Source organism: Chromobacterium paludis (assembly GCF_008275125.1).
GTDB classification, from domain to species: domain Bacteria; phylum Pseudomonadota; class Gammaproteobacteria; order Burkholderiales; family Chromobacteriaceae; genus Chromobacterium; species Chromobacterium paludis.
Map to the genome: position 1 here is coordinate 1,197,062 of NZ_CP043473.1, position 19,026 is coordinate 1,216,087.

Annotated in this window: 14 protein-coding genes; 12 read left to right on the plus strand and 2 right to left on the minus strand. The window is 62.9% G+C overall.

Translation table 11 applies throughout. The features are described from left to right. Positions 1–73 precede the first annotated feature (73 nt). The 9 genes from FYK34_RS05415 (at position 74) to FYK34_RS05455 (ending at position 12,023) form a co-directional block, all read left to right on the plus strand. On the plus strand, positions 74–1,255 hold the full coding sequence (locus FYK34_RS05415) for an O-succinylhomoserine sulfhydrylase (protein ID WP_149295412.1): 1,182 nt from the start codon (positions 74–76) through the stop codon (positions 1,253–1,255). A gap of 196 nt (positions 1,256–1,451) precedes the next feature. After that, positions 1,452–2,093: a TetR/AcrR family transcriptional regulator gene (locus FYK34_RS05420; RefSeq protein WP_149295413.1), complete on the plus strand. Its 642-nt coding sequence runs from the start codon at positions 1,452–1,454 to the stop codon at positions 2,091–2,093. Positions 2,094–2,170: 77 nt separating this feature from the next. Further along, on the plus strand, positions 2,171–4,624 hold the full coding sequence (locus FYK34_RS05425; protein WP_149295414.1) for an acyl-CoA dehydrogenase: 2,454 nt from the start codon (positions 2,171–2,173) through the stop codon (positions 4,622–4,624). A gap of 121 nt (positions 4,625–4,745) precedes the next feature. Next, positions 4,746–5,123: an acyl-CoA thioesterase gene (locus FYK34_RS05430; protein WP_149295415.1), complete on the plus strand. Its 378-nt coding sequence runs from the start codon at positions 4,746–4,748 to the stop codon at positions 5,121–5,123. A gap of 183 nt (positions 5,124–5,306) precedes the next feature. Then, positions 5,307–6,785, plus strand: a complete 1,479-nt coding sequence (locus FYK34_RS05435) for an OmpP1/FadL family transporter (RefSeq protein ID WP_149295416.1) — start codon at positions 5,307–5,309, stop codon at positions 6,783–6,785. Between the two features lie 426 nt (positions 6,786–7,211). Further along, positions 7,212–9,587 carry a 3-hydroxyacyl-CoA dehydrogenase/enoyl-CoA hydratase family protein gene (locus FYK34_RS05440; protein WP_149295417.1) on the plus strand — a complete coding sequence of 792 codons (2,376 nt, stop codon included), beginning with the start codon at positions 7,212–7,214 and terminating at the stop codon, positions 9,585–9,587. 193 nt (positions 9,588–9,780) lie between these two features. Then, entirely contained in the window at positions 9,781–10,983 is a 1,203-nt protein-coding gene (locus FYK34_RS05445) for an acetyl-CoA C-acyltransferase (protein ID WP_149295418.1), read from the plus strand. A gap of 123 nt (positions 10,984–11,106) precedes the next feature. Next, a complete protein-coding gene (locus FYK34_RS05450; RefSeq protein ID WP_149295419.1) occupies positions 11,107–11,424 on the plus strand; it encodes a hypothetical protein in 318 nt (105 codons plus the stop codon). A gap of 260 nt (positions 11,425–11,684) precedes the next feature. Then, on the plus strand, positions 11,685–12,023 hold the full coding sequence (locus FYK34_RS05455; protein ID WP_149295420.1) for a hypothetical protein: 339 nt from the start codon (positions 11,685–11,687) through the stop codon (positions 12,021–12,023). 111 nt (positions 12,024–12,134) lie between these two features. On the opposite strand, the gene FYK34_RS05460 is transcribed toward FYK34_RS05455, so the two are convergent. Beyond that, positions 12,135–13,652 (minus strand): PilZ domain-containing protein, encoded by a 1,518-nt coding sequence (locus FYK34_RS05460; RefSeq protein ID WP_149295421.1) that lies wholly within the window; start codon positions 13,650–13,652, stop codon positions 12,135–12,137. Positions 13,653–13,816: 164 nt separating this feature from the next. On the opposite strand from FYK34_RS05460, the gene FYK34_RS05465 reads away from it, so the two are divergent. The 3 genes from FYK34_RS05465 (at position 13,817) to FYK34_RS05475 (ending at position 18,014) form a co-directional block, all read left to right on the plus strand. Next, a complete protein-coding gene (locus tag FYK34_RS05465) occupies positions 13,817–15,994 on the plus strand; it encodes a patatin-like phospholipase family protein (RefSeq protein ID WP_168209651.1) in 2,178 nt (725 codons plus the stop codon). A 186-nt stretch (positions 15,995–16,180) separates the two neighbouring features. Beyond that, positions 16,181–17,101 (plus strand): esterase/lipase family protein, encoded by a 921-nt coding sequence (locus tag FYK34_RS05470; protein WP_196782620.1) that lies wholly within the window; start codon positions 16,181–16,183, stop codon positions 17,099–17,101. Between the two features lie 22 nt (positions 17,102–17,123). After that, entirely contained in the window at positions 17,124–18,014 is an 891-nt protein-coding gene (locus tag FYK34_RS05475; RefSeq protein ID WP_168209652.1) for a lipase secretion chaperone, read from the plus strand. A 57-nt stretch (positions 18,015–18,071) separates the two neighbouring features. Here FYK34_RS05475 and trpC read toward each other — a convergent pair whose 3' ends face one another. After that, entirely contained in the window at positions 18,072–18,869 is a 798-nt protein-coding gene (gene trpC / locus FYK34_RS05480; RefSeq protein ID WP_149295425.1) for an indole-3-glycerol phosphate synthase TrpC, read from the minus strand. Between the last annotated feature and the right edge of the window lie 157 nt (positions 18,870–19,026).

The window sequence follows — 19,026 nt, forward strand, 5'->3', positions numbered from 1 at the left end:
AGCGGGCCGATTTCAGGCAAGATAGGCGGGTATGGAAAGCCGGCCTGGCGCCGGCGAAGAAAGAGAGACGCGCATGCCCGACCCGCAATACGAAAACCTTCATCCCGAGACCCTGGCCATCCGCGCCGGCCTGACCCTGAGCGAGCATGGCGAGCACAGCCAGGGCCTTTATCTGACCTCCAGTTTTACTTACGCTTCCGCCGCCGAGGCCGCCAAGCTGTTCCTGGGCGAGATCGACGGCTATACCTACTCCCGTTTCACCAATCCCACGGTGTCTGCGTTTCAGCAGCGCCTGGCGCAGATGGAGGGCGGCGAGCGCGCCATCGCCACCGCCACCGGCATGGCGGCGATCCAGGCCGTGATGATGGCCTTGCTGAAGGCAGGCGACCACATCGTCTCCTCGCGAAGCCTGTTCGGCTCCACCATCAATCTGTTTTCCGGCCTGCTCGCCAAGTTCGGCGTGGAAACCACTTTTGTCGACGCGCGCGATCCGGATGCCTGGCGCGCGGCGCTGCGGCCGGAAACCAGGCTGCTGTTCCTGGAAACGCCGTCCAATCCGCTGACCGAGGTGGCGGACATCGCCGCCATCGCCGCCATCGCCCATGCCCACGGCGCGCTGCTGGTGGTGGACAACAGCTTCTGCTCGCCGGCCTTGCAACGGCCCTTGAAACTGGGCGCGGACCTGGTCATGCATTCCGCCACCAAGTTCCTGGACGGCCATGGCCGCGTGATGGGTGGCGCGGTGGTGGGCAGCGATCAGTTGATCGAGCAAATCTATCTGCACGTGCGCACGGCGGGGCCATCCTTGTCGCCGTTCAATGCCTGGACCCTGTTGTCCGGCCTGGAAACCTTGCACTTGCGCATGGAGAAGCACAGCGCCAATGCGCTGGAACTGGCGCGCTGGCTGGAGGCGCAGCCCAATGTGGAGCGCGTCTACTATCCGGGCCTGGCCAGCCATCCGCAGCACGAGTTGGCGCAGCGCCAGCAGAAAAGCGGCGGCGCGGTGGTGTCCTTCGTGGTCCGGGGCGGGCGCGAGGCAGCCTGGAAGGTGGTGGACAGCGTGCGCATCATCTCGCGCACGGCCAATCTGGGCGATGTGAAGAGCACCATCACCCATCCGGCCAGCACCACCCATGCCCGCGTGACGGCCGAGGCGCGCGAGAAGGCGGGCATCGTCGAAGGGCTGTTGCGCGTCAGTGTCGGCCTGGAAAATGTGTCGGACTTGCAGCGAGACCTGGCCTTGGGCCTTGACTAAGCCCTTTTAACGCGTGTTTCATTCAAACGGCAGTCTAAAATGAGGACTGCCGTTTTTGTTTGCCCTGAGAGATTGATGCCGACGGCGCGGGATACGCCTTGACATTGATCAAGTTAAAACGTAAGTTTGAAACGCTTGTTCGAAAGCTGAGATGAGCAAGACTAAACCACAAAATACAATAAAGGCTCTGGAGATCATGGAGGGAAGTCGCCCCGATACCGCAACCCGCATCCTGGACGTCGCGGAACGTCTGTTCGTGGAGCACGGCTTCGAGGCAACCTCGCTGCGCATGATTACCCAGCAGGCCGAGGTGAATTTGGCCGCGGTGAATTATCACTTTGGTTCCAAGGACGCGTTGTTCGAATCCGTGTTCATGCGCAGGCTGGCGCCCTTGCTGGAAGACTGCCTGGCGGAGCTGGATAGGCTGGAGGCGCAGGAAGGCCCCTTGCCGCTGGAACAACTGGTGCTGTCGTTCATACGGCCGTGCCTGACGTTGTCCAAGGACCCGTCCCGCGGCGGGGCCATGTTCGTGCGCTTGCTGTCGCGCACGCTGGTGGAAAACCACCGCCTGCTGCGCGAGACCATCTCGCAGCAGTACAGCGTGTTCGTCCAACGCTACACGCAGGCCTTCCAGCGCGCGCTCCCGCATCTGGAGCAGGAGCAGCTCGCCTGGCGCATGCACCTCGCCTTCAGCGTCATGTTCAACGCCTTTGCCGGCAACGACGTGCTGAAAATCTTCACGCGCAGTCAAGTCGTCACCGCCCGGGATCCGGACATGATCGTCAAGTATCTGGTGCCTTTCGTGATTGCAGGTTTGGTCTCGCCCATAGAAAGCTGATTCCGCGCCGTCCGCCAAGGATAGTAACAGCAAGGCGGTGCGCGGAGCTGAGGGGTCAACACGAGGGTAAACACAAAATGATTGCTGCCGTAATTCTGATCGCGCTGATCGTCGCGCTGGCCTACTGCACCGCGCCGGTTCTGGCCTGGACCGTGGGTTTCGCCGCCTGGCTCGCCGCGCTCCAATTCGTTTTCCACTGTCAGGTCTCCACCGCCGTCTGGGCGGTGTCGGCCGTGGTCGCCGCGGTGCTGAACATCGCGCCGCTGCGCCGCGCCGTATTCACCGGTCCGGTGTTCGGCGTGTTCAAAAAGATCACGCCGGCCATGTCGCAAACCGAGCAGGAAGCCATCAACGCCGGCACGGTGTGGTGGGACCGCGACCTGTTCTCCGGCAAGCCGGACTACAATCGCCTGCTGTCCTTTCCGGACCCGAAGCTGACGGCCGAAGAACAGGCCTTCATCGACGGCCCGACCGAGCAGCTGTGCGCGATGATAGATGACTGGAAGATCACCCATGAGCTGAAGGACCTGCCGCCGGAAGTGTGGCAGTTCATCAAGGATCATGGATTCCTGGGCATGATCGTCAAGAAGAAGTACGGCGGCCTGGAGTTCTCCAACTACGCCCACGCCAAGGTAGTGACCAAGATCGCCACTCGCGGCGGCACGGCGGCCGTGTCGGTGATGGTGCCGAACTCGCTCGGCCCGGGCGAGCTGCTGCAGCACTACGGCACGGAAGAGCAGAAGGACTACTATCTGCCGCGCCTGGCCAAGGGCAAGGAAGTGCCGTGTTTCGCGCTGACCAGCCCTTACGCCGGCTCCGACGCCGGCGCCATTCCGGACTTCGGCGTGGTTTGCCGCGGCTCCTATACCCATCCGCGCACCGGCGAGCATTTCGAGAATGTGCTGGGCGTGCGGGTGAGCTGGGAAAAGCGCTGGATCACCCTGGCGCCGGTGGCCACCATCCTGGGCCTCGCGTTCAAGATGTATGACCCGGACCATCTGCTGGGCGACAAGGAAGAAATCGGCATCACTTGCGCGCTGGTTCCGACCGAGCACGTCGGCGTCGAAATCGGTCGCCGCCACTTCCCGGGCGGTTCCGCCTTCATGAACGGTCCGACCTGGGGCAAGGATGTGTTCATTCCGCTGGAATGGATCATCGGCGGCCGCGAATACGCCGGCCAAGGCTGGCGCATGTTGGTTGAGTGCTTGTCCGTCGGCCGCTGCATCTCGCTGCCGGCCATGTCCGTGGCTTGCGGCAAGCTGACCACCTGGACCACCGGCGCCTACGCCCGAGTGCGCGACCAGTTCGGCCTGCCCATCGGCAAGTTCGAGGGCGTGGACGAGGCCATGGCCCGCATCGGCGGCTTCACCTATCAAATGGAAGCCTCGCAGGATCTGGCCCTGACCGGCCTGGACAATGGCGAAAAGCCGTCCGTATTGTCCGCCATCCTGAAGTACCACAATACCGAGCGCATGCGCAAAACGCTGAACGATGCGATGGACGTGCATGGCGGCAAGGCCGTGGTGCTGGGCCCGCGCAACTATCTGGCGCGCGGCTACCAGGCCATTCCCATCGGCATCACCGTGGAAGGCGCCAACATCCTGACCCGTTCGATGATCATCTACGGCCAGGGCGCGATCCGCTGCCATCCGTTTGTATTGCGCGAGATGAAGGCCGCCATGGCCAATGACGGCGCCGAGTTCGACAAGGCCATCACAGGCCACATCAACTTCGTCATCAGCAACTTCGTGCGCTCGCTGTGGCTGGGCCTGACCTGCTCCCGTTTCGCCAAAAGCCCGAAGGGCGGCGTCACTGCGGCGTACTACAAACGCGTGACTCGTTTCTCCAGCGCCTTCGCGCTGCTGTCCGACATGGCGATGTTCAGCCTGGGCGGCTCGCTGAAGTTCCGCGAGAAGCTGTCGGCCCGTCTGGGCGACATGCTGTCCGGCCTGTACATCGCCACGGCTTCGCTGAAGCGCTTCGAGCGCGATGGCGCGCCGAAGGAAGACATCGCCGTGATGAGCTGGGCTGTGGAAAACGCGCTGTACGACGTGCAGGTGGCGATGGACGGCTTCCTGGCCAACCTGCCCAGCCGCGCGCTGGCCTGGGTGCTGCGCCGCGTGATCTTCCCGTGGGGCCTGACGCTGAAACCGGCGTCCGACCGCACCGGCACCAAGGTGGCGCGCGCCATGATGGAGCCGGGCGGCACGCGCGACCGCCTGACCCGCGGCATGTACATTCCGCAGGAGGAAAGCGACGCCGTGGGGGTGTTGGGCCATGCCCTGAACGCCATCCTGGCCACCGAGCCGGTGGAGCAGAAGCTGCGCAAGCTGGCGCGCGACGGCAAGTTCAAGACCATCACCGCGCGCGAACGCTTGGCGGAAGCCTTGCAAACCGGCCTGATCAATCAGGAAGAGTTCGACGCCGTCACCCGCGCCCGCAAGCTCAAGCGCGACGTGATCATGGTGGACGACTTCGACAAGAAGCTGGAGCAGCATGATGACAAATTGCTGCAGCGCCTGATTTTCTAAGCCGGGCGACGTGCTACCATGCGCCGGATGCTTAGCGTCCGGCGCCATTCCAAACGGCCGCCAGCGACGCGGCCGTTTGGAATGGCGTGAAACAAGCCCGGAAAGGGCGGGGGAAGCAGAGATGGAACAACAGGAACATCGCGTGCCGGTATTGCGCGTGAGGGCCTTGCCCACCAGTACCAACGCTTATGGCAGGGTGCAGGCGGGCTGGCTGATGAGCCAGATCGACATGGCGGGCAGCCTGGACGCCGAGCGCTTGTCGCGGGGGCCGGTGACGACGGTAGCAGTCAATGCTTTCCAGTTCGCCGCGCCCATTCTGCTGGGCGATGTGGTGGATCTGTATGTCGAACGGCTGAGAATCGGCCAGAAGTCCATCACCCTGAAAATCTCGGTGGAAGCGGAGCGCATGGATGGCTCGCACGCCAAAATCACCGACGTCATCGCCACCTATGTCGCCATCGATGGCGACGGCAAATCCAGGCTGCTGGAGGCCGTCTGAGGCCGGATTGTTGCCGGCTTCATCAATTGTTGTGGAAATGTTGCATTAAACGAACGTTTGGAACAAAAGCTCGATCGTTTGGTTGGATTGCTCTAATTCTCTGGTAGCATCGCTCATGACTCATCGCATGAATGGGTCATGAATGATGAAAAAATATCTACTCAAGCAATAAGAGAGGGAAGCATGAAGCTCAAGCATCTTAGCCTGTCCGTGATGATCATGGGCACCGCGTTCGGCCTGGCGTCCACACAGGCTGCTGCCTCGGGTTATCAGTTTGGTTCGCAGAGCGTGTCCGGCCAGGGCACCGCCCACGCCAACGGCGCGGAAGCCAACGATCCTTCCACCATCTTTACCAATCCGGCCGGCCTGAGCCGCCTGGATGGCACGCAAATGGTCCTGGGCGCCACGCTGGTGGTGCCGGACTCCAAGTACACCGACAATGGCTCCACCAATGTGTTGGGCCAGTCCACCGGCTCCGGCAACGGCGGCACTTTCGCGCCCAAGGCCGTCGCCGCGCCGACTTTCTATCTGTCGCACAAGATCAACGACAAGATCACCGCCGGCATCGGCATGTTCGTGCCGTATGGCGCCAAGCTCGACTATGGCTATGACTGGGCCGGCCGCTACGCGCTGAAGGGCGTCAATCTGCAGTCGCTGAACATCAACCCGTCTATTTCGTTCAAGCTGGACGAGCGCAACTCCTTCGGCTTCGGCGTGTCGGCGCAGTACATGAAGGCGACGCTGGATCAGATGGCTGACGCCACCAGCGGCCTGGCGCTGACCGCCGCCAAGCTCGGCGGCATCAATGTTCCGGGTCTGGGCTTGGTGACGGACCCGAAGATGATTTCGCAGATCATGCGCTCGCAGGGCATAGGCGGCGATGGCTTGGGCCGCATCGAAGGCGATGATTGGGGCTTTGGCTGGAACGTGGGTTATATGTTCCAGTTGAATGACAATACCCGCTTCGGCCTGGCTTACCGCTCCTCGGTCAAGCAGTCCCTGCGTGGCACTTCCACCTGGACCTTTGATCGCGTCACCGGCACCGTGACCCTGCCGGGCGTCGGCACTTTGCCGGCCTCCGTTGCCGCCAAGTCCAAGCATCCGGACGCGTCGGCCTCGGTGGATATTTCCACTCCGGAAACCATTTCCGCCAATTTCTTCCATCAGCTGAATCCGCAGGTTGCCTTGATGGGGGATGTGACCTGGGTGCGCAATTCGCGTCTGAAGCAGATCGATATCAAGCAGTCCACCGTGGGCGGCGTGCCGCAGGGCGATCTGGTGATCCATCAAAACTGGAAGGACACCTGGCGTCTTTCGCTCGGCTCCAACTATCAGCTGAACGATTCCTGGATGCTGCGCGGCGGTCTGGCCTGGGAGCAGTCCCCGCTGCAGAACGATCAAGACCGCCATCCGGCCCTGCCGGACAGCGATCGTCTGTGGCTGTCGCTGGGCGCCAACTACAAGATCAACAAGCAAAGCTCGATTGATCTGGCCTACAGCTTCATCGACTTCAAGAACGCCACGGTCAACTACACCGACTCTTGCAATCCGACCGGCGTGAAGGCCGACGGCTCGCTGTGCACCGGCAACGGCGGCACCGTCAAGGGTAGCTACAAGACCTATCTGCAGTTGATCGGCGTGCAGTACAACTACCGTTTCTAAGCGCGTATTGCGCTAAGCAACCAAGCAACAGGGCAGGCGCGGGCGCTTGCCCTGTTGTCGTTTGGGCACGCAGAACCGTGTTGTTGCGCACTCGGCAGCGCTGCGCGCAGATTTTTTACAAAACCTGCTTTGATTTTGCCCAAAATGGGTTAGACTAATCTCACATAAAAGCGAGTGTTTGATATTTTATCTGCGCGCTATCATGATCGGACCCTGCGCCTCAGTTGCAAACGGCGCCGGGATTCGAGTGGCCGGCGGGAACAATAGACACAATCGCCGGCCAGACTATCAGGCAGTACCCCGGCGCCGCGCCCGCCCCAGCCGGCGCGAAACTGGGCAAGGACGATTCAACGCCCGTCCTTGGAAGCAAGCAGGACAGGTTGAGAGGGGCCTGTCTCATGTGTGTTTCAACAAATCGAGGAAACCATGTCTCAAACCAAATTCAACGTACGCAAGGTTGCCGTGCTCGGCGCTGGCGTGATGGGCGCGCAAATCGCCGCGCATCTGGTAAACGCCAAAGTGCCGACCATTCTGTTTGACCTGCCGGCCAAGGAAGGCGACAAGAACGGCATCGCGCTGAAGGCCATCGACGGCCTGAAGAAGCTGAAGCCTTCGCCGCTGGCCGGCGGCGACGTGGTTGCCCACATCCAGCCCGCCAACTACGACGACCACCTGCATCTGCTGAAAGATTGCGACCTGGTGATCGAGGCCATCGCCGAGCGCATGGACTGGAAGGTGGACCTGTACCACAAGGTGGCGCCGCATCTGGGCGAGCACACCATCTTCGCCACCAATACTTCCGGCTTGTCCATCAACAAGCTGGCCGAAGGCTGCCCGGACGCGGTTCGCCCGCGCTTCTGCGGCGTGCACTTCTTCAACCCGCCGCGCTACATGCACCTGGTTGAAATCATTCCCTGCGTGACTTCCGACGCCCACATCCTGGACAACCTGGAGCGCTTCCTGGTGTCCACCCTGGGCAAGGGCGTGGTCCGCGCCAAGGACACCCCGAACTTCGTGGCCAACCGCATCGGCGTGTTCTCCATGCTGGCCACCATCGCCAACGCCGCCAAGTTCGGCATCCGCTTCGACGTGGTGGACGACCTGACCGGCCCGCGCCTGGGCCGCCCGAAGTCCGCCACCTTCCGCACCGCCGACGTGGTGGGCCTGGACACCTTCGCCCACGTGGTGAAGACCATGCAGGACACCCTGCCGCAAGACCCGTGGCACAGCCTGTTCGTGACGCCTGACTGGATGCAGGGCCTGATCTCGGCCGGCGCGCTGGGTTCCAAGACCAAGGCCGGCATCTACAAGAAAGACGGCAAACGCATGCTGGTGCTGGACCCGGCCAAGGGCGAATACGTGGGTTCCGGCGAGAAGGGCGACGACGCGGTCAAGGACATCCTGAAGATCGCCAATCCGGCCGAAAAATTCCAGAAGCTGCGCGAGAGCCAGCATCCGCAGGCGCAATTCCTGTGGGCCTGCTTCCGCGACGTGTTCCACTACATCTCCTTCCACCTGGGCGACATCGCCAACTGCGCGCGCGACGTGGACTTCGCCATTCGCTGGGGCTTCGGCTGGTCCGCCGGCCCGTTCGAAACCTGGCAAGCCGCCGGCTGGCAGCAAGTGGCCAAGTGGCTGCAGGAAGATATCGCCGCCGGCAAGAGCCTGGCCAAGGCCGAGCTGCCGAGCTGGGTGCTGGAAGGCGACCGCGCCGGCGTGCATTTCGCCGATGGTTCCTACAACGCCGCCGACAAGAAGCTGGTGGGCCGCTCCACGCTGGACGTTTACCAACGCCAGCTGGCCCCGGCCAAGGTGCTGGGCGAGAAGTCCGAGCAACTGGGTGAAACCGTGTTCGAGAACGAAGGCGTGCGCGCCTTCACCACCGGCGACGAGGTGCTGGTGGTGTCGTTCAAGTCCAAGGCCCACGCCATCGGCCCGGCCGTGCTGGATGGCCTGAACACCGCGCTGGACATCGCCGAAGACCGCTTCAAGGGCCTGGTGATCTGGCAGACCGAAGAGCCGTTCTCGGTGGGCGCCGATCTGCAGTCCATGATGCCGGCCTTCATGATGGGCGACTGGGATGCCATCGACTCCATGATCGGCCGCTTCCAATCCACCGCCCTGCGCCTGCGCTACAGCCAAATCCCGACCATCGCCGCGACCCAGGGCTATGTGTTCGGCGGCGGCTGCGAGTTCGCCATGCACTGCGACAAGACCGTGGCCGCGCTGGAATCCTACGTCGGCCTGGTGGAAGTGGGCGTCGGCCTGCTGCCGGGCGGCGGCGGCTGCAAGGAGTTCGCGCTGCGTGCCGCTCAGGAAGCCAAGGGCGATGTGCTGGCCGCGCTGAAGGACTACTTCATGAACATCGCCACCGCCAAGGTCGCCACCAGCGGCGTGGAAGCGCAAGAGCTGGGCTTCTTCCGCAAGGGCGATTCCGTGGTGTTCAACGCTTACGAACTGCTCTATGTCGCCAAGCGCCAAGCGCTGGCGCTGGCTGAATCCGGCTATCGTCCGCCGCTGAAGGTGAAGGGCTTCCCGGTTGCCGGCCGTTCCGGCGCCGCGTCGATCAAGGGCCAGCTGGTGAACATGCTGGAAGGCAACTTCATCAGCCAACACGACTTCTTCATCGCCTCGCAGATCGCCGACGTGATGACCGGCGGCGACGTGGAAGCCGGCACCCTGGTCAACGAGCAATGGATTCTGGATCTGGAGCGCAAGGCCTTCATGACCTTGCTGAAGAACTCCAAGACCCAGGATCGCATCGCCAATATGCTGACCACCGGCAAGCCGCTGCGCAACTAAGTGCTTGGGGATGATTCTGCTGCGCGCGCCGATCTCAAGGCTGTGATGCTCGCCGTACCACTTGTACGGCTGCGCTTCTCGCCTTGACCTCGGCCCGCTCGCTGCGAATCCTCCCGCAAGCACGGCCAATAGCCAGATGATAGGCCGGTTGATTTCTACAGCTTGGATCAGCCGGCCGACAGGAGAATCGAAAATGAGCAAACAAGTACAAGAAGCTTACATCGTCGCCGCCACCCGCACCCCGGTGGGCAAGGCGCCGCGCGGCATGATGCGCCATGTGCGCCCGGACGACATGCTGGCGCATGTGATCACCGGCGCATTGGCCCAGGTGCCGAATCTGGACCCGAAACTGATTTCCGACTGCGTGGTGGGTTGCGCCTTCCCGGAAGCGGAGCAGGGCCTGAACATGGCGCGCATCGGCGTGCTGCTGGCCGGTCTGCCCAACACCGTGGGCGGCATCACCATCAACCGCTACTGCTCGTCCGGCATCAACGCCGTGCAGATGGCGGCCGACCGCATCCGTCTGGGCGAAGCCGACGTGGTGATCGCGGCGGGTTCGGAATCGATGTCCATGGTGCCGATGATGGGCAACAAGGTGTCGTTGAACCCGGAAATTTTCGCCAAGGACGAGAACTACGGCATCGCCTACGGCATGGGCCTGACCGCTGAAAAAGTGGCGCAGCAATGGGGCGTGTCGCGCGAAGACCAGGACGCGTTCGCGGTAGAATCGCATCGCCGCGCGCTGGCGGCCATCGACGGCGGCAAGTTCAAGAACGAAATCACCCCGCTTGAAGCGACCTACCGCACGCCGAATCTGGAAACCGGCGAAGTGGTGGTGAAGAAGCGCGTGCTGGACACCGACGAGGGTCCGCGCCGCGAAACCACGCTGGAAGGCCTGGCCAAGCTGAAGACCGTGTTCGACGCCAAGGGCTCCGTCACCGCCGGCAACTCTTCGCAGATGTCCGACGGCGCCGGCGCGGTGATCCTGGTGTCCGAGCGCGTGCTGAAGGAATTCAACCTGGTGCCGCTGGCCCGCTACGTGACCTTCTCGGTCAAGGGCGTGCCGCCGGAAATCATGGGCATCGGTCCCAAGGAGGCCATTCCGGCCGCGCTGGCTCAGGCCGGCCTGCAGCAGGATGATCTGAAGTGGATCGAGCTGAACGAAGCCTTCGCCGCCCAGGCGCTGGCCGTGATCCGCGACCTGGACCTGGATACCAGCAAGGTGAACCCGCATGGCGGCGCCATCGCCCTGGGCCACCCGCTGGGCGCCACCGGCGCCATCCGCACCGCCACCCTGGTGCACGGCATGCGCGACGCGGGCATGAAGGGCCACGGCATGGTGACGATGTGCATCGGCACCGGCATGGGCGCCGCCGGCATCATCGAAGTGCTGTAAGCCAGTCCGGTTTGATTGGATCATCGCCCCGTCGGGTTTCTCGGCGGGGCGATTTCTTTTGGATTAAAGATTGGAAAAATATTGCCGATAGCATAATGGTCTGAGGCTGGTATGGAGCCGGCGATGGATTCCATGGGCTGGGCGGTGGCGTACAACGAGCGCCTGAGTGTCATCTACTTTTTCAAGAGCCACTTGGCGGCTTTTCAGCAAATCGCCGATACGGCGACGGATCCGGACGTCAAGGCGCGATATGCCCAATCGGTGCGGCGGATGACGCGGGACATGCCGATAGTCGAGAGCCAGATGCGCGAGTACGCCGCGCGGGCCGGCGTGGACGGTGCCGATTTCGGCCATGTCGTCGATCCCATTCAGTACGCGGGCTACAACAAGCATGGCAAGGGAGTCCGTTTCCCTTACGTGAATTTGTTCGAGTCGGCCTGAAAGCAAAAGGCTTGCCGGATGGCAGGCCTTACCAGCAAGCTGAACCAGCATGGTGGCTATCGCCCCCCCCCCCCCCCCCCGGCGGGCGCTACTGGCGCCATTCGACCGCCACCCTGGTGTTCGGCATGCGCAACACCGGCATCATCGGCGTGCATTAAGCATAGGCTTGGTGCTTGCGCTAGATTGGAAACGCTACCGCTTGGGCTGTGGCGTTTTTTGTCTTACCGCATGAGGCATAAATGCCCCCTGTAGGAGTTACTATGCAATCGAATCGTCTGGAAGCGTTTCCCGAACAGTTTGCCCGTTATCGTTTGCTGTTGCGTAAGGATGTTCCCTCAAGGTTTGACGAGTTTCCCGATGTTGAGGTTTCAGACATCGTGCGAGATGAGAATGGGGAAGTCAGTTTTCTCGTGCGTGTCGGGCAAGGCCACCCCTGGGTGACGGTATCCTGTTTGCAGGTCTTGGAGGGAGGCGTCGAGTGCTGGGCGTTGAGGGCCGAGAATGGCCTTGAAGCGCGAGTGGTGGATGTGGGGGACGATTGCTATCAACGTCCGTCCTTTTTTCATCGGTTGATAGACTTGGCTCGGACGGTGGTGTGACGCTGGCTTTGGGTGCGATGATGGCCGTTTGGTGCGGGTTTTACAGGTTTGCGTGAGGAAAGAAAACAGCCGAATGCGAAAGTGCGTTCGGCTGTTTGCGTAGGTTGGGATTTAATCTATCTTTGCCAGCGTATCGAAGTTGATATGGTTGCAGTCCTCGAATTCGCGCCGCGGATCCTTTAGTTTGATCTGGTAAGATTTGCCCTGCGCGGTGAGAACCAGCTCTTTTTCCGGGCTGGCCAGCTCCTTGGACATCAAGAACCAGCGCTGCCCCTGACGGGAGTTGGGCTGGGTGATGTAGATGGCGCCGTGCGGCGTGTTTTCCGGCTGTTGCGGATCGAGCAGGGATACGCCCACCGGCGTCTGGCCCAGGATTTCTATGCCTACCTTGGTGCCGTTGTTCTGGCGCAGGATGCGGCGGATGACGCCCAGCAGCGGCGGATGGCTTTCGGTGCGCACCAGAGTGAGCCGGCCTATGGCCAGCTGGTCCACGGCCTTGCCGATGAAAGTCAGGCCCATGCCGGTGCTGCTGATGTCGTTGATGCGCCACTCGTCCGCGCGGTCGTTGTCCAGTGGGCTGACATCCTGCACCTTGATCTGGAAGGCGACGCGTTCGAAACCGATGGACACATTGGCGCTGGACGAGTGCAGCGAGCGTTCGGATTTACGCAGAGACTTGCCGCCGTCGTTGGACCAGCGTATAGCCAGCTTCTCGCATAGATCGGCCCACTCCTCGCGCTCCAGCTGAAAGTCCAGGGCGGCCAGTTGCGAGGGGATGCGGGTATCGAGGTCGAACATCAAGTCGGCCAGGCGCGTGGTGATTTCATAAGCGGACCAGTAACGGTGCCATTTGCCGGCCATGCCGCGCAGCATGGGCTGCGGCGGTTCGGCCAGGGACAGGTTGTAGACGAAAACCGGTCCTTCCTGCGGCGGCTGCTTTTCCAGCGGAATGCTCTGACAGATCAGCATCAATAGCTGGTCTACGGCGATGATTTCCTTGTGCAGCATGTTTTCGGTCTGCGCCAGATGCAGCATGCCTGCCTGCAGCAGCAGTTGCTCGCAGCTGAACTCCTGATGCGAGTGGGCATAGAGCGCCATCGGCGTGCGGGCGAAACCGGATTCTTCGGCGTAGGTGTAAAAGCGGAAGCCTTGCTGCCAGGCATTGCCTTCCGGCTTCAGGTAGCGCAGGGCGTTCCAGGCCAGCAGCCGCATCTGGTGGTGAAGGCCGCGCGTGGCGATCAGTTGCAGCTCCATCTCCAGCGCCGGGCTGGGACTGGTTTTCTGCAGGCGCAGACACATCTGGTAGCCGGTGGACAGTTCGTGCCAGTAGGCCAGAATGGTGGGCAAAAATCCTTTGCTGCCCGCCCGCGAGTGGAGATAGTCGCTGCAAAGCTGCTGATGAATGCTGGCGGCTTTGTCGTCCACGTAGAGCAGCGTTTTGACGCGCTCTTTCAACGACATTTCGGTGTCGGCGTTTATTTTGGAAATGGCCTTGATGATTTCCACCAGGGCAGTAAAGTATTCTGCCTGCGGCAAGTCGCGTACCAGCAGGGTTGCCGACTGCGCCACGCTGGATGCCGGCGTGTTCTTGCTCAGAAGCGATGTGACGAGGGATTTGAAATCAAACATTGAGCCAAGCTTTGTAATGAAGTGTTATACCCGCTTATATGTGACTCTATCTTACGTCACCCCTTGATGATGGTGAAACCATAATCTCAAAAATCACAACTATGGCTTGTAAAAAGGTTTACCAAATTTTGCCGGCGCTGCTGCTCACGGGCGGACTTGCCCTGATGTCCGCTCGACCGGCCTTAGCGTCGGAGGAGACGCAAGTCCCTGAGGGGGTTGGGGTCGTGCTGGGCGGCGGCGGCGCGCGCGGCTTTGCCCACCTGGGTGTGCTGAAGGAGCTGGAGCGTCTGCGCATCCCGGTCGCCTGCATTGCCGGCACCAGCGCAGGGGCGTTGATTGGTGGTATTTATGCCAATGGATTGCCTTTGGACGAGATGGAGCGGGAATTCAATGCCGCTGACTGGGACCAGATGCTGGCCGGCAAGCCGGCGCGGGCCAGCATTCCGTATGACCGCAAGCGCAATGATTACAAGAATTACCTGGATGCCAGCTTCGGCCTGAAGGGCGGCGAGTTGCGGGTGCCGCGCGGCGCCATCAACTCGCAGGGCATCGAGATGTATATCCACAAGCTGACGCGCGACCGGGACATCGACAGTTTCGACCATCTGCCCATCCCATTCCGCGCCGTGGCGGCGGATCTGCTGACCGGCGACGCGGTGGTATTCGACAGGGGCTCGCTGGCGCGGGCCCTGCGCGCCAGCATGGCGGTGCCGGGCGTGTTCGACCTGGTGGAAGATGACGGCCGCCTGCTGGTGGACGGCGCCATCGCGCGCAACGTGCCGGTGCAGGATGTGAAGGGCCGCTGCGCCAAGCACGTCATCGTGGTCGATGTCAGCTCCCCCTTGCTGAAGGCCAATGAAATCCAGTCCTGGTTCGATGTGGTGGCGCAGAGCACCAACCTGACGGTGATGCGCAACGTCAAGGAGCAATTGAAGCGGCTGGACAAGGGCGACGTGGTGATCCGGCCGGATCTGACCGGTTACAGCGCCAGCGCCTTCTCCGACCACGCGGCCATCGTTCGGCGCGGCGAGGAGGCGGCGCGCAAGATGGACAAGGCCTTGTCCGTCTTTTCCGTTTCCGAGCAGCAATACGCGGCCTGGGAGCGGCACCTCAAGCGCCCGCGTTTCCCGGTGCTGGACGAGGTGAAGGTGGAAGGCAAGGACGGCAGCTTCACCAAGATATCGTCTTTGCAGCAGTCCATGACCTTTTCTGGCGCGGCGGTGCCGGTGGGCGAGGCGCGCCGGCGGCTGGACGAGATCTTTGCCGGCGGCGAGTATGACAAGCTGGCCTATCGCGTCGACAACGTCTCCGGCCGCAATGTGATGACGGTGATGCCGGTGGAGCGCAGCATAGGCCAGAATACCCTGCATTTTGGCCTGAGCTTGAACAGCGACACGCCAGGAGACAGCAATTTCACCCTGCGCGCCGCGCATGAGTGGTCGGCGTTGAACGAGGCCGGCGCGTCCTGGCGCAATGACGTGGCGCTTGGGTATGAGAAGTCATACCACACCGAACTGTACCAACCCTTGTGGCGCGGCAGCCCGGTCTTTGCCTCGGGTTCGCTCGGCTTCGAGCAGAAGCCCTTCCGCATCTTCAATAACGACCATACCGTGCTGGGCACGCTGAAGAACAATGTGCTGAGCGGCCAGGCAAACCTGGGCGTGGCGCTGGGCAAATACGGCGAATGGCGTCTTGGCCTGTATCGGCAGGATAACGACTACACGCTGGAGCAGGGCGATCCCGGCCTGATCAGCGGCAGCATACGCTTCCGCGATGTGGGCGTGCAGACCCGGCTGGTGGTGGATCAGTTCGACAATCCGCGCTGGCCGCGCGCCGGGTATTACTTCAGCGGCCAGCTGGGCGCCGGCTTGCCCAGTCTGGGCAGCGAGGTGAACCAGAAGCTCTATGACTTCACCGGCGAGTTGGCGCACACCTATGGCGACTTCACCGCACGCTTCACGGCCAAGGCCCGCGGCAATGTCGACGTGCGCTCCGAGGCGTCGGTGCCGCAGCAGCTGGGCGGCTTCCTGAACCTGACCGGCTACCAGAACGGGGAGCTGCTGGCTGACCGCGTCGCCTTGGCCCGGCTGATGGTGTACTGGCGCGCCGCGTCGCTGCCGCCGGTGCTAGGCTCCGGCGTCTATGCCGGCGTATCGCTGGAGGCGGGCCATATGTGGAGCCAGGATAATGTCGATTTGCAGCGCAGCCGCGAGAACAATTGGATTCCGGCCGGCTCCTTGTTCCTGGGCGCCGACACCATATTGGGACCGTTCTTCGTCGGCGTCGGCACTGCGCGCGGCGGGCAGTTGACTGGTTACATCTATCTGGGCGTGGATTACTGATCGCGCGTCTGCCAGCGGTCCCGTGGCCTGCCCGGTTGCGGGACTGTACTTTAGTGCGGTTTGCGCCTCTCGTAGTACAAACGTTTGATTTTTTCCTGGCATTTGCGCTTGTCATGTCCTATCCCGATTAAGGGCCGCCATCCGGCGGCCTTTTCATAACAATCGGGAGAGATGATGAAAGGTCTGTTGTCACGCAGTGCATGCGTTCTCGCCTTGCTGTTGCTGCCTTTGGCATCGGCTTGGGCCTCCACCGGCTATACCCAGACGCGCTATCCCATCGTGCTGGTGCACGGGCTGTTTGGCTTCGGCCAGCTGCTGGGCGTGGACTATTTCTACCAGGTGCCGGCAGCGCTGAAAGCCGACGGCGCGCAGGTTTTCGTGGCGGAAGTATCCGCGACGGACAGCAATGAAGCGCGCGGCGAGCAGCTTTTGCAGCAGGTGCGGCAGATCCTGGCCATCACCGGCGCGCAGAAGGTCAACCTGATCGGCCACAGCCAAGGCGCGCCCACCGCGCGCTACGTGGCCGGCGTGCGGCCTGACCTGGTGGCTTCCGTCACCACGGTGGGCGGCGTCAACAAGGGTTCCACCGTCGCCGACATCGTGCGCGGCGTCGCGCCTCCCGGAACGGTCAGTGAAACCGTGGCGGCGGCCGTGGCCGGCGCGTTGGCCAAGGTGATCGCCTTCTTCTCCGGCACCAGCGATCTGCCGCAGCAGCCCATTGCCGCGCTGGACTCGCTGACCACCGCCGGCTCGCTCGCTTTCAACGCCAAATTCCCGGCCGGCGTGCCGGCTTCCGCTTGCGGCGAAGGCGACTATCAGGTCAATGGCGTGCGGTATTACTCGTGGACCGGTTCCGCCACGACCACCAATGTGCTGGACCCGCTGACCATCCCCATGGGCGTGTTGGGCCTGGCCTTCGGCTCCAAGCCGTCTGACGGCCTGGTTGGCGCATGCTCCGCCCACTTGGGTCAGGTGATACGCGACAACTACCAGATGAACCACGTCAACGAGATCAACCAGAGCTTCGGCTTGGTCAGCTGGTTCGAGGTGAGCCCGGTCACGCTGTACCGCCAGCAGGCCAACCGCCTGAAGAACGCGGGGCTGTGACATGCGGAGGCGCGGCGGGTGGATGGGGCTGCTGGCGGGCTGCGCCGCGCTGGCCTGGCTGTTTTGGCCTGCGGGCGCGCAGACTGGCGGGGCTGCCGCGACGGGGGGCGCGCCGGCCGCGTCCCTGCGCGGCACGCAGCCGGACGGCGAGGTCAAGACCAGCCTGCAGGGCGATCTGAAGGTGGATCAGGAGCTGCGGCGGCTGTTCGATTATTACCTGGCCACGCTGGGCGAGCGCACCTTGCCCCAGATCCGCGCCGATGTGCGGCGCGATCTGCAAGGCCGCCTGCAGTCCAGGGCGCTGGCGCAGGCGATGAGTCTGTTTGACCGCTATGTGGCCTATCGTCAATCCTTGACCGGGATGGCGGCGGCGGCCAGCACGGATCTGTCGACCCGGCTGGCGCGGGCGCGGGCGGTTCGCTTGCAGTACTTCAGCGCGGCGGAAGTGGCAGGCCTGTTCGGCGAAGAGGACCGCTATGATGCGTTTACCATCCAGCGGCTGGCCATCCTGGCCGATCCGGCGCTGAGCGCGGCGCAGAAACAGCAGCGGATCGCGGAGCTGGAGCGGCAGCTGCCTGCCGAGCTGCGCGCCGCGCGCGAGGAGCCGGTGGAGCATCTGGCGCTGGCCCAGGCGGAACAGGCGCTGCGCCAGCGCGGCGGCGGCGAGCAGGAGTTGTACCAGCTGCGCGCGTCCATGGTGGGCCAGGCGGCGGCGGACCGGCTGTCCGAGTTGGACAAGGAGCAGGCCGCGTGGCGGCGGCGGGTGGAGGACTACCAGCGCGAACGCGCCGCCATTCTGGCCAATGGCCAGCTGACGGCGCAGCAACAGCAACAGGCGCTGTCGCAGCTGCAGGCGCAACGCTTCACGCCGCAGGAGGCCTTGCGGCTGGCGGCATTCCTGCCCAGTCACTGAACCGCACGCAAAAAGAAACAGGCGCCGCAGGGGCGCCTGTTTTGGTTTCGGCCGGGCTTATTGCTGTTCGAAGAACAGCCTGCGCAAGGCCTCTCCCGGCTCCGCCTCGCGCATGAAGGCCTCGCCCACCAGGAAGGTGTGCACGCCGCTGGTTTGCATCAGGCGCACATCGTCCACGGCGGCGATGCCGCTTTCGGTCACGGCGATGCGGCCGTCGCCGATGCGCGGCAACAGCTTCAGCGTGGTGGCCAGGCTGACTTCGAAACTGCGCAGATTGCGATTGTTGACGCCCACCAGTTCGGTTTTCAGCTGCAGGGCGGCGTGCAGCTCCGCCTCGTTATGCACTTCCACCAGCACGGCCATGCCCAACTCCTGGGCAAGGGCCTCCAGCGCCTGCATCTTCGGCAGCTCCAGCGCGGCGGCGATCAGCAGGATGCAGTCCGCGCCCATGGCGCGCGCTTCGTACACCTGGTACTCGTCGACCATGAAGTCTTTGCGCAGCACCGGCAGATGGCAGGCGGCGCGGGCGGCCTCCAGATAGGCGGCGTCGCCCTGGAAATATTGGCGGTCGGTCAGCACCGACAGGCAGGCGGCGCCGTGGGCGGCATAGCTTTCGGCAATGGCGGCGGGCTGGAAGTCCGCGCGGATCACACCCTTGCTCGGGCTGGCCTTCTTGATTTCGGCGATGACGGCGGCCTTGCCCAGCGCGTGTTTGGCGCGAATGGCGGCCACGAAGTCGCGGCGGTCGCTACGGGCTTCCGCCTCGGCGCGCACCGCGGCCAGCGGGCGCAGGGGCAGCGCCGCAGCGATTTCCTGGCGTTTGGTGGCGATGATGGTGTCGAGAATATCGGACATGCTGGTATTCGGGTGTGCAAAGTCGAATAGGGCATCATGCAGAACATTGCAGCCGCTGGCAAGCTGGGCCGCGCGTTGCGTGCTGGGAATGCTTGATTCAAATCATTCTCGTTTGCGGCGGCGGCGCGGGATACTGGGGCGGAGTTTTAGCAGGAGC

Coding starts and splice junctions, on each gene's coding strand:
- FYK34_RS05425 (WP_149295414.1), top strand. CDS start 2,171: ATGATTGCTGCCGTAATTCTGATCGCGCTGATCGTCGCGCTGGCCTAC.
- FYK34_RS05475 (WP_168209652.1), top strand. CDS start 17,124: ATGGGGCTGCTGGCGGGCTGCGCCGCGCTGGCCTGGCTGTTTTGGCCT.
- FYK34_RS05430 (WP_149295415.1), top strand. CDS start 4,746: ATGGAACAACAGGAACATCGCGTGCCGGTATTGCGCGTGAGGGCCTTG.
- FYK34_RS05435 (WP_149295416.1), top strand. CDS start 5,307: ATGAAGCTCAAGCATCTTAGCCTGTCCGTGATGATCATGGGCACCGCG.
- FYK34_RS05415 (WP_149295412.1), top strand. CDS start 74: ATGCCCGACCCGCAATACGAAAACCTTCATCCCGAGACCCTGGCCATC.
- FYK34_RS05465 (WP_168209651.1), top strand. CDS start 13,817: ATGTCCGCTCGACCGGCCTTAGCGTCGGAGGAGACGCAAGTCCCTGAG.
- FYK34_RS05460 (WP_149295421.1), bottom strand. CDS start 13,652: ATGTTTGATTTCAAATCCCTCGTCACATCGCTTCTGAGCAAGAACACG.
- FYK34_RS05440 (WP_149295417.1), top strand. CDS start 7,212: ATGTCTCAAACCAAATTCAACGTACGCAAGGTTGCCGTGCTCGGCGCT.
- FYK34_RS05420 (WP_149295413.1), top strand. CDS start 1,452: ATGGAGGGAAGTCGCCCCGATACCGCAACCCGCATCCTGGACGTCGCG.
- FYK34_RS05445 (WP_149295418.1), top strand. CDS start 9,781: ATGAGCAAACAAGTACAAGAAGCTTACATCGTCGCCGCCACCCGCACC.
- FYK34_RS05455 (WP_149295420.1), top strand. CDS start 11,685: ATGCAATCGAATCGTCTGGAAGCGTTTCCCGAACAGTTTGCCCGTTAT.
- trpC (WP_149295425.1), bottom strand. CDS start 18,869: ATGTCCGATATTCTCGACACCATCATCGCCACCAAACGCCAGGAAATC.
- FYK34_RS05450 (WP_149295419.1), top strand. CDS start 11,107: ATGGATTCCATGGGCTGGGCGGTGGCGTACAACGAGCGCCTGAGTGTC.